Source organism: Novosphingobium sp. ST904 (assembly GCF_001298105.1).
Classification (GTDB): domain Bacteria; phylum Pseudomonadota; class Alphaproteobacteria; order Sphingomonadales; family Sphingomonadaceae; genus Novosphingobium.
Window position 1 is genome coordinate 82,628 of record NZ_LGJH01000153.1, and the last position, 15,732, is coordinate 98,359.

Genomic DNA, 15,732 nt, shown 5'->3' on the forward strand with positions numbered 1-15,732 from the left:
CTGTCATGCCTCCCAAGAACCGGCCCGAGCCTGGCCTGCCGACACGCCAGCAAATCCTCGATCTCATTCAGAATTCGTCCGACCCCGTCGGCAAACGCGAAATTGCGCGTGAATTCGGCTTGAAAGGGCAGGAGAAGATTCAGCTCAAGTCGCTGCTGAAGGACATGGCCGAGGAAGGCCTGATCGACGGCAAGCGCACAGCATTTCATCGGATGGGCGGTATGCCCAAGGTCACTGTTCTTCGCGTGGTCCAGATCGAGGAAGGCGAGGCGATCGCCATTCCCGACACCTGGACACCGGACGATGCAACGCCGCCACCGCGCATTCGCCTGGTGGAGAAGGGGCGTGGTTCGGCGCTCAAGAAGGGCGATCGCGTACTTTCGCGCACCGAGGAAACTCCCACCGGGTGGCGCGCCTGGCCGATGAAGAAGCTCACCCTGCGATCCGAGCAGCTTCTCGGGGTCGTCGAGATCGACGGTGCGGGCAAGCCATGGTTGGCACCTGTTGACAAGCGTGTCCGCAGTTCTGCCCCGATTTCCGACCTTGGCGGCGCCGAAAAAGGCGAGCTAGTTCTGGCCGAACCGATCGGGCGATCCGCGCATCCATCGGTGAAGGTCACGGAAATCCTGGGCGAGCCACTGGCGCCCAAAGCGTTCAGCCTTATCGCCATTCACAAGCACGGTATCCCGAACCGCTTCAACGAAGAGACCATCGAGGAAGCCGAGGCCGCGGCGAAGATGCCGCTCAGCGCCGAGAAGCGCGAAGACCTGCGGCATCTGCCGATAGTCGCCATTGATCCTTCGGACGCCCGCGACCATGACGATGCGATCTGGGCCAAGCCGGACGCGAGGGCGGATTCGATGCACTCGTCGCCATCGCCGATGTCTCTTTCTATGTGCGGCCGGGTGGTGAGATTGACCGCGAGGCGCGGCGGCGTGGCAATTCGGTCTATTTCCCCGACCGCGTCGTGCCGATGCTGCCCGAAGTGCTCAGTGCCGACGTGTGTTCGCTGCGCTCGGGAGAGGACCGCGCGGCCATGGCGTGCCACCTCAAGATCGATGCGCAGGGGAAGGTCGTTGGTTGGCGGTTCACACGCGCGTCGTCCGCATCCATGAAGTGATCGCTTACGAGGAGGCCCAGGCACGCATTGATGAAGGCCGTGCCGAATCGCACCTTCAGGATCTGTGGGCTTGCTGGAAGGTGCTCGCCCAGGCGCGCAGCGACCGCGATCCGCTCGAACTTGAACTGCCCGAGCGCAGGGTAAAGCTCGACGATCAGGGCCGCATTGCCGAAATCGCCCTGCGCGAGCGTCTTGAGGCGCACCGCGTGGTCGAGGATTTCATGATCTCCGCCAACGTTGCAGCAGCCAAGGCCCTTGAAGCCAAGGTCGCGCCGGTGGTCTACCGTGTCCATGAAGTGCCCAGCCGTGAAAAGCTCATGGCGCTGAAAGACTATCTTGCCACCTTCGGGCGCAAGCTTTCGCTTGGGCAGGTCATCACGCCGGGCCTGTTCAACCGCATGCTCAAGGACATCGCGGATGAGAGCGAGAAGGCGCTCATCATGGAAGCGGTGCTGCGCAGCCAGACACAGGCCTATTACGGGCCGCGCAACGAAGGTCACTTCGGCCTCGCGCTCGGTTCTTACGCCCATTTCACGTCGCCGATCCGTCGCTATGCCGACCTTCTGGTCCACCGCGCGCTGGTCGATGCCTATGGACTGGAGCAACCGGCGCCCAAGGGCAAGATTCCCGCGACCTCCGGCTTGTCTGAGCGCGACCGTGACGATCTCGGCCGCGTCAGCGAGGCCATCAGCGCCGCCGAGCGCCGCGCCATGGAGGCCGAGCGCGAGACGATCGACCGATACGTTGCGGCATGGCTTTCCGCCCGTGTCGGTGATGTGTTCGACACGCGCATCACCGGAGTTCAGAAGTTCGGGTTCTTCGCCACGATCATCGGCCTTGGTGGCGATGGTCTGGTGCCGGTTTCGACTCTGGGCGCGGAACGCTTCTCTTATGACGAGAAGGCACAGATTCTCGAAGGCGAAAGCACGGGCACCACTTATGCAATGGGCCAGATCCTGCGGCTGCGCCTGGCCGAGGCCAATCCGCTTACCGGTGCGCTCAAGTTCGAGCTGGAAGAGGGCGGCGGCCGCATCGAGCCGCGCGGCAAGCCTCAGGACTTGAAGAAGAAGGGCAAGCACTTCGTCGGCAAGCGCGGGCGGCCCGGCAACATTCGGCATCAGGGGCGCAGGAAGTAGTCGGTCGTTTCCGTCCCGGATTCGCTTCGGGACGAACGCCGCTTTTGCGATCCTAGCTCAGGCGCTCGATCGCTTCGGCATCGAGGGTGCCGGGAATCACGAAAACGGGGCAGGGCATCTGCCCCAGTCCGGCGCGGTGAAGTGCGCAACGAGTGGGCCCGGCCCGCCTTCCCGGGCGGCGCCGAGCACGAGTGCCGAGACCTCGGCGTGCTCTTTCAGGTACTGCCGCACGATCTTGATGTCCTCGCCCATGCGGACCGAGATTACCGGCATCTTAGCGCCTTGTGATAAAAGGTTGCCGGCGGCGGCCGTCACCAGCGTTTCCGCACGGGCGCGGGCCTCTTCCTCGATGGTAGCCTGAACCCCCCCGAAGGCATTGAACGGCTGGGGCGGCACGAGGGCCAGCAGATGCAGTGCACCATCGGTCTTCGCGGCGCGGCGTGCCGCGAATTGCAGCGCCACCAGCGCTTCTTCCGTTTCGTCGACGATGACCAGGTAGATGCGCATAGTGTTCCCTCTTGAACACGGGTTATCGGGCTATTCAGGTCACGGTGCAAGCCATCACGAATGCGAAAAAAGGCGTGCGAAGGCGCTTGTGCGCGCGGCTCAACTTGTCCAAGGAAAGGCGGACCCCGCACACCTCCCCAGGAAAACAAGGGACACACAAGCTTCCATGCCCATCGAGATCAAGATGCCCGCCCTGTCCCCCACGATGGAAGAGGGAAAACTGGCAAAATGGCTGGTTAAGGAAGGCGACACCGTCAGTTCCGGCGATATCATGGCCGAAATCGAAACCGATAAGGCCACGATGGAGTTCGAAGCCGTCGACGAAGGCACCATCGGCAAGATTATGATCGCCGAAGGTACCGAAGGCGTGAAGGTTGGAACCGTGATCGCCGTCCTCGCCGGTGAAGGTGAAGACGTCAGTGCCGTTTCCGCCGCACCTGCCGCCGCCAAGACCGAAGCCCCCAAGGCCGCCGATGCCGCTCCGGCTCCGGCTGCCGCCGCGCCTGCCCCGGTCGCCTCTGCGCCTGCTGCCAAGGACGGCCGCGTTGCCGCTTCGCCGCTTGCCAAGCGTATCGCCGCCGACAAGGGCGTAGACCTTGCCACCGTGAAGGGTTCCGGCCCGAACGGCCGCATCGTCAAGGCAGACGTCGACAGCGCGCAGCCCGGTTCGGCCAAGCCTGCCGCCGCTGCTCCGGCACCTGCTGCCGCCGCGCCCGCCGCCGCCGAAGCCAAGGCTCCTGCCGTCGACATGGCACCGGAAACCCGTGCGCTGCTCGACGATCGGGTTCCGCACGCGGTCACCAAGCTTTCGGGAATGCGCAAGACGATCGCCAAGCGCCTTACCCAGTCCAAGCAGGAAGCGCCGCACATCTACCTTTCGGTCGATGTCCGCCTCGACAAGCTTATGGCGCTGCGCGCCGAACTGAACGCCATGCTCGAAAAGCAGGGCGTGAAGGTCTCGGTCAACGACATGCTGGTCAAGGCACTTGGCCGCGCGCTGATCGACGTGCCGGAGTGCAACGTGACCTTCGCCGGCAACGAACTGATCACTTACGCCAGAGCCGACATCTCTGTCGCGGTCTCGATCCCCGGCGGGCTCATCACCCCGATCGTCACCGATGCGAGCGGCAAGTCCTTCTCGCAGATCGCCAAGGACATGAAGGATCTTGGCACGCGTGCCCGCGAGGGCAAGCTTGCTCCCGGCGAGTATCAGGGCGGCACCGCCTCGATCTCGAACATGGGCATGATGGGCATCAAGCAGTTCTCGGCCGTCATCAACCCGCCGCAGTCGACCATCCTGGCGATCGGCGCGGGTGACAAGCGCCCGTGGGTCATGCCCGACGGCACGCTCGGCGTGGCGACCGTCATGAGCGCAACCGGCAGCTTCGACCACCGCGCGGTGGACGGTGCGGATGGTGCGCGCCTGATGGCCGCGTTCCGCGAATACGTCGAGACCCCGCTCGGGATGGTCGCCTGACGTGAGCGAGCATCCACGCGACCCGGTGATCCGGGTCACGGCCATGCCGGCTGACGCCAACGCCTATGGAGACATCTTCGGCGGCTGGCTGATGAGCCAGATGGACATGGGTGCCGGCCTCGTCGCCGCCCGTCGCTCGCGCGGTCGCGCGGTGACGGTGGCGATGGACGGCATGCAGTTCCACCTGCCGGTCAAGGTTGGCGACGAGGTTTCGGTCTACGGCGAAATTCAGCGCGTGGGCCGTACTTCGCTGACCATCGCCATCGAGGCATGGCGTCGGCACCGGCATGAAGAGGAAGAAGTGAAGGTGACACAGGCGGTGTTCACCTTCGTCGCGGTGAACGAATTCGGCAAACCGCGCGTCATCGATCAGGAGAAATAACTCAGTGGCTGATACTTACGACGTCATCGTCCTCGGTTCCGGCCCCGGCGGCTACGTTTCGGCGATCCGCTGTGCGCAACTCGGACTGAAGACCGCCATCGTCGAGCGCGAACGCCTCGGCGGCATCTGCCTCAACTGGGGCTGCATCCCGACCAAGGCGCTGCTGCGCTCGGCCGAGGTGTTCCACCAGATGAAGCATGCCAAGGATTACGGCCTGGCGGCGGACAACATCACCGCCGACCTCGACGCGGTGGTCAAGCGCTCGCGCGGGGTAGCCGACAAGCTCAATCAGGGCGTTACGCACCTGATGAAGAAGAACAAGATTGCCGTGCACTTCGGCAACGGCAAGCTCGTGGCTCCGGGCAAGCTCTCCGTCACGATGCCGACGGCAAGGCGACCGAACTGGCCGCCAAGCACATCATCATCGCCACGGGGGCCCGCGCGCGTGACCTTCCCAAGCCCAAGGCCGACGGAGCGCGCGTGTGGACCTATCGCCACGCGATGACGCCGAAGGAAATGCCGAAGAAGCTCCTGGTCATCGGTTCGGGCGCGATCGGTATCGAATTCGCCAGCTTCTACAACGACATGGGTGTCGATACGACCGTCGTCGAGATGATGGACCGTATCGTTCCTGTTGAGGACGCCGACGTCTCCACCTTCCTCGAGAAGGCGCTGACCAAGCAGGGCCTCAAGATCATGACGGGCGCCAAGACCGGAGATATCGCGGTCGGCAAGGACGGCGTGAAGGTTGCGTTGACCGACAAGAAGGGCAAGACTGAAACGGTCGAGTTCAGCCATGTCATCGTCGCGATCGGCATTGTCCCCAATGTCGAGAACATCGGGCTGGAAGATCTCGGTATCGAACCCGACAAGCGCTTCCACATCAAGGTCGATCCCTACGGCCGCACCAACGTCAAGGGCGTGTGGGCCATTGGCGACTGTGTGGAAGGCCCCTGGCTGGCGCACAAGGCCAGCCACGAAGGTGTCACCACTGCCGAAACCATTGCTCAGGAACTGGGCAACAAGGATGTTCACCCGCACCCGCTCGACCGTAACAACATCCCGGGTTGCACCTACTGCCACCCGCAGGTGGCGTCGGTCGGCATGACCGAGGCCAAGGCCAAGGAAGCGGGCTACGAGCTGAAGGTCGGCAACTTCCCGTTCGTCGGTAACGGCAAGGCGATCGCGCTCGGCGAGCCGGAAGGCTTCATCAAGACCGTGTTCGACGCCAAGACCGGCGAATTGCTGGGGGCTCACATGATCGGCGCGGAAGTCACCGAGTTGATCCAGGGCTACGTGGTCGGCAAGACCCTCGAAACCACCGAGGCCGAGCTGATCCAGACCGTGTTCCCGCACCCGACACTGTCGGAAATGATGCACGAGGCGACGCTCTCGGCTTACGGTCGCGCTATCCACTTCTAAGGATCGCGTCTCCGGACGAAAATGAGAAGGGCGGGTCCTTGCGGGCCCGCCCTTTCTCTTTGGTTCGGTAGCGGAGGATCGCGCTCAGCCGAAGTTCTTGGAGAGTATGACCAGAGTGGGATCGCCGATGAAGGGTTCGGGGATGAAGCCCTTGTCACGTTCCACTTCGATGGCCGCGCTGTTTTCGCGGCTCTCGATGGCGATGATGCGCTTGCAGCCGCGGGCATCGGCCTGTTTGCCGAGGAAGTCGAGCATGGCCCAGCCCACGCCCTTGCCCTTGTGATCCGCTCGCACTGAAATCGCTACTTCGGCGGAATCGCTGTTGTCGTCGAAGGCGAGCACGCCCGAGGCGATGATCCCGCCGTCTTCAGAGAATCCCAGCCACGATTCGGTACGGTAATGGTCCGCTTTGACGATGGGTGCGATCTGCTGCGGGCTGACCCTGTCGGCGGCGGCGAAGAAGCGGAACCGCCGGTCGTCATCGGTCACCCGTTCGAAGAATTCCGCCAGAGCCTCGGCATCGTTCTGGGTGGCCGGGCGGACGTCGAGCACGATCCCGGAACGGGTCGGCAGCGTGATGGCGTCATTGAGGGACATGGGTCGAACTCCACTGGAATTGTGTCGGTTCCTTAGGCGCTTGTACCATGATCCGGCATTGATCGGGATCATCGAACGCCGTCGCCTGCGGCCAAGGCTAACACGACCTGCCAGTTATGTCCCGCTAGTGGGACAAGTCGTTGCAAGACAGGTAGCGCTTGGCGATTCATCGGTTAATGTAGGGAGGAACCGGCCGCTCGCGAAGCTGGCCTAGAATGTCGTTTGCCGGGCAGTGCCTGGCGAGAGGAGTAGGAAGTCATGGCCGAGGCCATCTATCCCGTGCCCGCCGAATGGGCCGAGAACGCCCTGATCGATGAGGCGCGCTATCAGCAGATGTACGCCCGTTCAATCGAGGATCCCGAGGGTTTCTGGCGGGAAGAAGCGCAGCGGGTGGACTGGATCAAGCCTTTCGAGGTGGTTAAGCAGACCAGCTTCAACGAGGCGGACTTCGGTATTTCATGGTTCCCGGACGGCACGCTCAATCTCTCGGCGAACTGCCTTGATCGACACCTAGAGGCACGAGAGAACGACATAGCGATCCTCTGGGAGCCGGACGATCCGAAGAATCCCGAGCGCCGCATCACATACGGCGAGCTTCACGAATCCGTTTGCCGTTTTGCCAACCTGCTCAAGGCACGCGGCGTCAAGAAGGGTGAGCGCGTCACCATCTATCTGCCGATGGTGCCCGAGGCAGCCGTCGCCATGCTGGCCTGTGCGCGCATCGGTGCGATCCACTCGATCGTCTTTGCCGGCTTCTCTCCGGATGCGCTGGCGGGGCGCATCCAGGATTGTGACAGCCGCATCGTTCTCACCAGCGACGAAGGGCTGCGCGGGGGCAAGAAGGTTGCGCTCAAGGCCAATGTCGATGAGGCGCTGAAGGCGTGTCCCGGTGTCGACAGCGTCATCGTGCTGGCGCATACCGGCGCCGAAGTGCCGATGGTCGAAGGGCGCGACATCGACTGGGCTTCCGCCGCGGGCGGGCAGTCCGCCGATTGCCCGCCAGAGGAGATGGGCGCCGAAGACCCGCTGTTCATCCTCTACACCTCCGGCTCCACCGGCAAGCCCAAGGGTGTGCTCCATACCACCGGCGGTTACGCCGTCTGGGCTTCGATGACGCATGAATACGTCTTCGATTACCGACCCGGCCAGATCTACTGGTGCGCGGCCGACATCGGCTGGGTCACGGGGCATTCCTATGTCGTCTACGGGCCGCTGATGAACGGCGCGACCACGGTGATGTTCGAAGGCGTTCCCAACTTCCCCGACGCCAGCCGGTTCTGGCAGGTGGTCGACAAGTTCGGGGTCGAGATATTCTACGGTGCTCCCACGGCCCTGCGCGCGCTGATGCGCGAGGGGGACGAATTCGTGAAGAAGACCAGCCGCAAGAGCCTGCGCCTGCTCGGTTCGGTGGGCGAGCCGATCAATCCCGAAGCCTGGTCCTGGTATCACGAGGTCGTGGGCGAGGGCCGCTGCCCGATCGTCGACACCTGGTGGCAAACCGAGACGGGCGGGGCCATGATAACCCCGTTGCCCGGCGCCACCGCGCTCAAGCCGGGTTCGGCCAGCAAGCCGTTCTTCGGCGTGAAGCCCGTGCTGCTGGACAACGACGGCACCGTCCTGGAAGGAGCGGCCGACGGCTGCCTTGTCATCGCGGATAGCTGGCCCGGCCAGATGCGCACGGTCTGGGGCGATCACGAGCGTTTCTTCAAGACCTATTTCAGCACTTTCCCCGGCACCTACTTCACCGGCGACGGCTGCCGCCGGGACGAGGACGGGTACTTCTGGATCACCGGGCGGATCGACGACGTCATCAACGTATCGGGCCACCGGATGGGCACGCCGAGATCGAATCGGCGCTGGTCGCGCATCCGGCGGTGGCCGAGGCGGCGGTGGTGGGCATGCCGCACGAGATCAAGGGGCAGGGGATCTACGCCTTCGTCACCTGCAATGCCGAAGTCGAGCCGGACGAGGCCCTGCGCCGCGAACTCATCAAGTGGGTCCGCCATGAAATCGGGCCGATCGCCACGCCTGACGTGATCCAGTTCGCGCCGGGCCTGCCCAAGACGCGTTCGGGCAAGATCATGCGCCGCATCCTGCGCAAGATCGGCGAGAACGACTTTTCGAACCTCGGCGATACCTCGACGCTCGCCGATCCTTCGGTGGTCGACAACCTGATCGCCAACCGGCCCCAGCCAGCGGCGGCCTGAAGATCGCAGGACCGCAGCGAAAACGGGCGGGAGACGAATATGAAAGATTCGCCTCCCCGCCCCTTTTGCAAAACGGTCTGTTCGATCAGGCTTTCGCCCGGCCTGCGGCGGACCGATCACGGCTTCTGCGCAAACAGGATGACGTGCTCCAGCGGTTCGTCGCCGGGTGCCTCCTGGCCGGGCGCTTCGCCGATGCAGGCTTCGACGGAGACGACCGTCACTTCGAAACCCATCGCGGCGAGCAGCGCCGAAAACTCGGCGTCCGGCGTTGCCGACCAGATCGCCAGGATACCCCGAGGCTTCAGCGCCGTCATGGCGGCCCTGAGGCCCATTCGCGAATAGAGCCAGTCGTTCACCCGGCGGGTGAGCCCTTCGGGGCCGTTGTCGACATCGAGCAGGATCGCGTCATAGGCGCTATCCGCCGCATTTATCAGTATCGCGACGTCGTCCTGCACGAGCTGGACCCGGGCGTCGTCCAGGCAGCCGGCCGTGAAGGCCCGCATCGGTCCGCGCGCCCATTTTATGATCTCGGGCACGATCTCCGCCACGATGACCTGGGCGTCGGACGCCAGGGTTTCGAGGGCGCGCGCAAGGTGAAACCCATGCCATAGCCGCCGATGAGCATCTGCAGGTCGGCACGGGTGCCGAGCCGCTCGCAGGTCATCGTGGCAAGTGCCTCTTCCGACGAAAAGAGATCGGTACTCATGAGCTCGTGCTTGTCGAGCAGAATGACAAAATCGTCACCGTTGCGCACGAGCCGTAAACGGTCGCCGTTCGGAACGTGCGCTATATCGATGAGCTCGTCGCCGGGCAGAAGATCGGAAACAGGAGCGTTCAACTCCTGATCCCGGCATCGGTCGCGGAATGGACGATCGCGGACTGGGGGTGAGGGTGCAGAATTACTTCCCGCGTGCCTTGCGCGCGGCGTAGCGGGCGTCACGCGCCGCCTTGCGCTCTTCCTCGGTAGGCTCGGGCTTGGGCGCGGCCGCTGCGGCCTGTTCCGCCTTGGCTGCAAGGTCACGCTCGCGCTTTTCCTTGGCCGCCTTGCGCTTTTCCGCAAGGGCCAGCTCGCGCGCTTCAGCCTTCGCCACGCGTTCCGCCTGGACGGCCGGATCGATCGGAGCCTTCGCCTTCAGCGCTGCGAGCGCCTTGGCCCGCGCCTCAGCCGCGGCGTTCTGCCGGGCTGCCACGCCCGGCTCCTTGTATGCTGCCATTGTATTCTACCTAATTGCGTCGTCGCCACCGGCTGCGGATGTGATGGGATCATCATCCTTGGAGGTGTTGAAGAACGGGATGGTTCCGGACGATCATGGACATCGTCCCTGATCTTTTGTTGACGGGCCTGGTCCAACGCGGCGCAGGCCCTGCTTGCAGCGTCTTGAGGACAGGTGAGGTGCACGCCGCACCCAGCCATTATCCTTCAAAGGGCGACATCAGTGGAATCGCCCATTATCAAGACATGCGCTTTCTGTCACGGACTGTTGCTTCGTGCAGGAATGGCCCTCCCGCCGTACCGGCCGGACAGGCGCCGCAAAGGTAATGGTGTTCCCACGGCGCAACAATCTGTATGCGACCTGCAAAGCCGCTCCCGCGGTTCCACGATGCCGCGCCGGCATGCCCGGGCCAGGACGAAAACCTGGACCCGGATCAAAGAAAGTCCCTGCCGAGTTCATGGAAGCCTCTGACGCCATTCTCGAAGACCTCGGCTGGAATGCCTTCTTCAGCAGCCAGCTTGTCCCCGGTGAAGAACAGGGCGAAGCGTGCGTCGTGCGGGTGATGGCGGTGCACCGGGGCATGATCGAGATCGCGGGGGTCGGCCAAGAAGGAATGATCTCTTCCACTCTTCCGCATTCGAAGGGGCCGGAGGATCGCCCCACCGTTGGCGACTGGCTGATGGTAAACCGCGAAACGCGAGAGCCGCTGCGCCTGCTTGAACGGATGAACCTGTTCAAGCGCAAGGCTCCGCTGGACCAGCGGCGGATTCAGCTCATTGCAGCCAATGTCGATACGCTGTTCATCGTCACGTCGTGCAACCAGGATTTCAATATCGCGCGCCTCGAACGCTATCTCGTGCTTGCGCGGGACGTGGGCGTGAAGCCGGTGATCGTGCTGACCAAGATCGATCTTGCGGAAGATCCGGAAGCCTTCCTCGAAGCGGCGCGCGCCTTGCAGCCGGGGCTGGAGGTCGAGATGGTCAACGGCCGCGATCCGCAGAGCGTGTCGAACCTCGCGCCGTACTGCGGCAAGGGCAAGACCGTTGCCTTGCTGGGATCGTCGGGCGTGGGCAAGTCCACCATGGTCAACACCCTGCGCGGGTCGAAGAGCATCGCCACCCAGTCCATCCGCGAGATCGACGGCAAGGGCCGGCACACCACCACCGTGCGGCAGTTGCACCGGCTGGACGGCCCGATCAAGGGCGGCTGCCTGGTGGACACTCCCGGCATGCGGGAGTTCCAGTTGCCTGATGCCGCTTTCGGCATTGCCGAAGTGTTCGACGATATCGTCGCCCTCACGCTGGAATGCCGCTTTACCAATTGCAGCCACGGTTCGGAGCCGGGATGTGCGGTGCAGGCCGCGCTGCGGCAGGGATCGCTGACGCCCGAACGGCTTGAACGCTGGCGCAAGCTCATCATCGAGGACACCGAAGGCACCGCCAGGACGGCGGGACGCCGGTCGGGTCCGAAAAATCCCCGAAAGAGGAAATGAAACAATGGCAGATCTCTACCTCAAGGCCCTCGAATCCGAGCGCCGGAGCCTGTGGGCCGAATGCCGCCTGAAGGGCCTTGCCAAGGGCACGCCCGAGCGGCTCCGGATCGACGAACTCGACAAGCTCCTCGCTGAGCACAAGGCCAGGAAGGCGGACTGAAACAGCCGTGCCCCCGGCTTGGCCTGATGGGGTCGGGCCGGGGCCGGGCATTGCCTTTTACCGTTCCCTATCAATGTCGTTGAGGTTTCATCGCCGCGGCCTATCATCCTGATGGGGTAGATTCGGGGGTAGCGTGGCGATCGAGTTGCAGGCGGTGGAAAAGCTCGCCGCCGACCAGGCATCGCTCAAGGCGGCCGCCGGGCTGGCCGGCCGGGGAAGTAGGTCGGGCGGTGGGCGCCAGTCACGATGCAGCCCTGATCTGGGGCGAGTGCGCGGGCTCGGGCGCGAATCCCTACCGCGTCATGGCCGATCTGCGCGATCTCGGGAACAAATGTACCTGTCCCTCGCGCAAGTTTCCCTGCAAGCACGTGCTCGCGCTGCTCTGGCTTCGGGCAGAGGCGGTGGTTCCTTTCCCCGGCGGCGAAACGCCGGATTGGGTGAGCGACTGGCTGGGACGTCGCCGGCCTTCCGGCACTTCCGCCCGCCCGCCTGCCGAAAGCGCGCCCGCTGCGGAAAAGGATCTTGCGGCGGCGCGCCGCGCGGAACCTGCGGCGGCTGAAGACCCCAAGGCAGCGGCCCGGCGCGAGGCCGCTTCGGCGAAACGCGCCGAGGATACGCACCAGGCGATCCTCGATGCACTCGGCGCGCTGGAGCAATGGGTGAGCGACCAGCTTCGCCTCGGCCTCGGCGGTTTCATCGAGGATGCGACCTCGCGGTGCCGCCGCATCGGCGCCCGCCTTGTAGACGGCAAGGCAGCGGCACTTGCCGGTCATGTCGATGAACTTCCGGCCCGTGTCCTTGCCTTGCCGGCGGGAGACCGCATTCGCGGAGCCACGGTGGAGCTGGCGCGGCTCGTCATGCTGTCCCGCGCCTACCGCGCCTCGCCCGCCGATCCCGAGATCCGCCGCGCCGTTGCCACCGCCGAAGCCCGCGAGGCGCTGCTGGCGGACGGCGCGGCCCTTCGCGTCTCTTCCACCTGGGAAGTGCTGGGCGAGCGTGTGCGCACGCGGCGCGACGGGCTGGTTTCCCAAACCGGCTGGCTGTTGAACCTTGGCGAGAGCGGACCGCGCTTTGCGATGCTGCTCGATTTCTTCCCCGCCGGCACCGGGCGCCGCGGATCGGTTTTCACGCCGGGCGAACAGTTCGAGGGCGAACTGGCGTTCTATCCGGCGCGTCATCCCTTGCGCGCCGTGCTCGTGCAGCGGGGCACTGCGCCCACCGATGGCGCGCCGGTTGAATGGCCGCTGGCATCGGCGGCGCTGGAAGACGTGTTGACGGCGCCTTTGCTGGAGGAACCATGGGCGATCGAGCGGCCGATCCTGCTTGGCCGGGGGCGCATCGGTTTCGACAGTGCCGACCTGCCATGGTGGCAGCCAAATGACGGGGGCGCGGCGCTTCCGCTGGCCGGCGAGGTCAGCGGGGTCATCGCCGGAACCGAGATGACGCAGGCCGCCGTGCTCTGGTCGGGCGGGCGGATCGAACTGCTCGCCGCGCACACGCCGTGGGGGCGCATCGGCTATGGTTGACGGGATTCCCGGCGCACTGGGGTCGGTGCTGACCCGCTGGACGATGGGCGGCAGCGCGGTTGACGCTGCTCCTGCCGCGTGGCGCGAACCGATGGGAGATGATGCGCAGGAGGCGGAACTGCGACTGCTGGCGCTGTCCGGCCAGTTTCTCGGCGTGCTCACGCTTGCCGAACCGACAGGTGAAGTCCGCATGCTGGCCGATCTGCCCCGGCTGACGGACCCGCCGCTTGCGGAGAACCTGCGTCCACGCGCACGCCGCCTGCTGCAGCAGGTTCGCGAGCCGGGCTATCTCCGGGCCTTTCTTGCATTCCTGAACTCTCGCGGCTGGACGCTCCATCCCGGAGACTGGCTGCCCGGCGCGAATGACGATGTGCCGGACATCTACGCACCGTGGCAGGACTGGGCCGCCTCGGCGGAGCGGGCTGCATCGTCCCATCGGGCGGAAGCGGACGGCGAGGGCCTGACGGCCGAGAACTGGAGCCTGTGGCAGCCCGCCGCGCGGCGGGCGGCATTCGCCGTGCTGCGAGGGAAAGAGCCGGAGCGCGCGGTGGCCCTGCTGTCCGCGAAGATCGGCGGCGAAACCGCAGACCTACGTGTGAGGCTGCTGGAACTGCTCGACTGCGGCCTGTCGGAGGCCGATATCCCGTTTCTCGAAGGGCTGGGCGGCGATCGTGCGCCCCGCGTCAAGGCTCTTGCCGCTTCGCTGCTGGCGCGGCTCGGCCATGGGGTCCGGGGCGGCGAGGATGCGGCGGAGCTTGCCGGTTTCTTTTCCGTGCAGGCCAGGGGCCTGCTCCGGCGCGGGCGCGTTGTCGTGCCGCAAGCGCTCAAGACGCCCGCCCAGCGCAATCGCCGAAACACGCTGATGGAGACGCTTTCCTTCGCCGCTTTCGCTCAGGCTCTGGACCTTGAACCGGAACGGTTGATCGCTGCCTGGCCGTGGAACGGCGATGCCATGGCCGACCGTGCCCTGGCGGAGATGGCTGCGCGCTCCGCTTCCGATAGCATCGTCGCGCTGCTTGCCGAGGCGCTTACGGGCAGCGATGCCCTTGATCCGTTCCGGTTCGGCCCGCTGGTCCCGCGTCTCGCGCCCGGGCAGCGCCGCGCCGCCGCGATGCAGGCGCTGCGCGGTGCGGGCGCCAGCTTCGCGCAGGCGCTCGGCATCATGGACGGCGATGGCAGCATGGAGAATGTCATCGCCACGCCCGCCGGCGCGCCTTGCGGAAAAAGCTCGGCGAGGATGGCGCGCGGCCCGGCGATCACGCGGCCGAGCTGCTCGCGCTGGGCCTTGTGGCCTCGCGCGCGGCAGCCGCACAGGCACTGGAACATCTGGCGGCGGCGGGGATGCTCGCATCCGATCCGCGTCTCGACATGCTGAGATTGAACGCCGCACTGGACGATAGAGGAGCGATACCATGAGCGAGATTCTGCGTCTCCCGGCGGAGACCATCCATGCCGGCGAACTCGCCGCACTGGCGGCGGGTGACAGCGATCGCCGTCCTCCCGGCTGGGCGCTATCCCCGCAGCGCGTGGTCACTTACCTCATGGGGGGAACTGCGGCGGACGGAACCGTCATCACCCCCAAGTACGTCGGCAACCGGCGGCTGATCGAGACGGCCGTGGCCACGCTCGCCACCGACCGTGCGCTGCTGCTGCTGGGTGTGCCGGGTACGGCCAAAAGCTGGGTCTCGGAACATCTCGCCACCGCGATCACCGGCGATTCCACGATGGTGATCCAGTGCACTGCCGGGACGGACGAGAACCAGGTGCGCTATGGCTGGAACTACGCCCAGTTGCTCGCGCACGGGCCGAGCCGCGAAGCCCTGGTACCCACGCCGATGATGCGGGCGATGGAAGCGGGCAAGCTCTGCCGTCTGGAGGAACTGACCCGCATGGGCAGCGACGTGCAGGACACGCTCATCACCGTGCTCTCGGAAAAGATGATGCCGATCCCCGAACTCAACAGCGCCGTCTATGCGCAGCGGGGGTTCAATATCATCGCCACGGCCAACAACCGGGACAAGGGCGTGAACGAGCTGTCTTCCGCGCTGAAGCGGCGCTTCAACGTCGTGGTCCTGCCGCTGCCGGACAGTGCGGACGAGGAAGTGGCGATCATCGTCAAGCGCGTGGGCGAAATGGCGCAGAGCCTCGATCTGCCCGCCCCCCGGAACGTTGCCGAGGAAGTGGCGCGGGTCGTTTCGATCTTCCGCGAACTGCGCTCCGGATCGACGGAGGACGGCAAGGTCGCGCTCAAATCGCCGTCGGGCGGGCTCTCCACGGCAGAGGCCATCGGCGTGATGGTCGGCGGGATCAGTCAGGCGACCTTCTTCAACGACGGCAAACTGACGCCGGAAACGCTGGCGGCCAACATGATCGGCGCCGTGGTGAAGGACCCGGTGCAGGACAGGGCGGTGCTGGGCGAATACCTGGAAACGGTGCTCAAGAAGCGGCGCGGCTTCGAGAGCTATTACGCCTCGCTCACCGAGATGATCTGA

General features: G+C 65.1%; 9 protein-coding genes and 5 pseudogenes. 10 read left to right on the forward strand and 4 right to left on the reverse strand.

The window, feature by feature from the left end; translation table 11 throughout:
• The first annotated feature begins 5 nt into the window (after positions 1-5).
• Positions 6-2,256 (forward strand): annotated as a pseudogene (rnr, locus tag ADT71_RS35870) (ribonuclease R).
• Positions 2,257-2,308: 52 nt separating this feature from the next.
• Here the strand turns inward: rnr and ADT71_RS17815 are convergent.
• Positions 2,309-2,763 (reverse strand): annotated as a pseudogene (locus ADT71_RS17815) (universal stress protein).
• A gap of 166 nt (positions 2,764-2,929) precedes the next feature.
• On the opposite strand from ADT71_RS17815, the gene ADT71_RS17820 reads away from it, so the two are divergent.
• The 3 genes and pseudogenes from ADT71_RS17820 (at position 2,930) to lpdA (ending at position 6,044) form a co-directional block, all read left to right on the forward strand.
• On the forward strand, positions 2,930-4,240 hold the full coding sequence (locus ADT71_RS17820) for a pyruvate dehydrogenase complex dihydrolipoamide acetyltransferase (protein WP_054438937.1): 1,311 nt from the start codon (positions 2,930-2,932) through the stop codon (positions 4,238-4,240).
• Between the two features lie 43 nt (positions 4,241-4,283).
• Positions 4,284-4,622, forward strand: a complete 339-nt coding sequence (locus ADT71_RS17825) for an acyl-CoA thioesterase (RefSeq protein ID WP_054438984.1) — start codon at positions 4,284-4,286, stop codon at positions 4,620-4,622.
• Between the two features lie 4 nt (positions 4,623-4,626).
• Positions 4,627-6,044: pseudogene (lpdA, locus tag ADT71_RS17830) on the forward strand (dihydrolipoyl dehydrogenase).
• 84 nt (positions 6,045-6,128) lie between these two features.
• Here lpdA and ADT71_RS17835 read toward each other — a convergent pair.
• Positions 6,129-6,641 (reverse strand): GNAT family N-acetyltransferase, encoded by a 513-nt coding sequence (locus tag ADT71_RS17835; protein ID WP_054438939.1) that lies wholly within the window; start codon positions 6,639-6,641, stop codon positions 6,129-6,131.
• A gap of 258 nt (positions 6,642-6,899) precedes the next feature.
• Here ADT71_RS17835 and acs point away from each other — a divergent pair.
• Positions 6,900-8,848: pseudogene (gene acs / locus ADT71_RS17840) on the forward strand (acetate--CoA ligase).
• Between the two features lie 116 nt (positions 8,849-8,964).
• On the opposite strand, the pseudogene ADT71_RS17845 reads toward acs, so the two are convergent.
• Positions 8,965-9,662: pseudogene (locus ADT71_RS17845) on the reverse strand (spermidine synthase).
• Positions 9,663-9,747: 85 nt separating this feature from the next.
• Entirely contained in the window at positions 9,748-10,062 is a 315-nt protein-coding gene (locus ADT71_RS17850) for a DUF6481 family protein (RefSeq protein WP_054438941.1), read from the reverse strand.
• Between the two features lie 457 nt (positions 10,063-10,519).
• Here ADT71_RS17850 and rsgA point away from each other — a divergent pair, with 457 nt between their 5' ends.
• From rsgA to ADT71_RS17870, 5 genes are all read left to right on the forward strand, one after another.
• Positions 10,520-11,554, forward strand: a complete 1,035-nt coding sequence (gene rsgA / locus ADT71_RS17855; protein ID WP_054438944.1) for a ribosome small subunit-dependent GTPase A — start codon at positions 10,520-10,522, stop codon at positions 11,552-11,554.
• A 4-nt stretch (positions 11,555-11,558) separates the two neighbouring features.
• A complete protein-coding gene (locus ADT71_RS32285) occupies positions 11,559-11,714 on the forward strand; it encodes a hypothetical protein (RefSeq protein ID WP_165913197.1) in 156 nt (51 codons plus the stop codon).
• Between the two features lie 230 nt (positions 11,715-11,944).
• The gene (locus ADT71_RS17860) at positions 11,945-13,240 is read left to right on the forward strand and encodes an SWIM zinc finger family protein (protein ID WP_197283068.1); all 1,296 of its coding nucleotides are present in this window, start codon (positions 11,945-11,947) and stop codon (positions 13,238-13,240) included.
• Positions 13,233-14,615, forward strand: coding sequence for a DUF5691 domain-containing protein (locus tag ADT71_RS17865; RefSeq protein WP_054438947.1), 1,383 nt, complete (start codon positions 13,233-13,235; stop codon positions 14,613-14,615). The genes ADT71_RS17860 and ADT71_RS17865 overlap by 8 nt, the downstream gene beginning before the upstream one ends.
• 37 nt (positions 14,616-14,652) lie before the next feature.
• Positions 14,653-15,732 (forward strand): AAA family ATPase, encoded by a 1,080-nt coding sequence (locus ADT71_RS17870; protein WP_054438948.1) that lies wholly within the window; start codon positions 14,653-14,655, stop codon positions 15,730-15,732.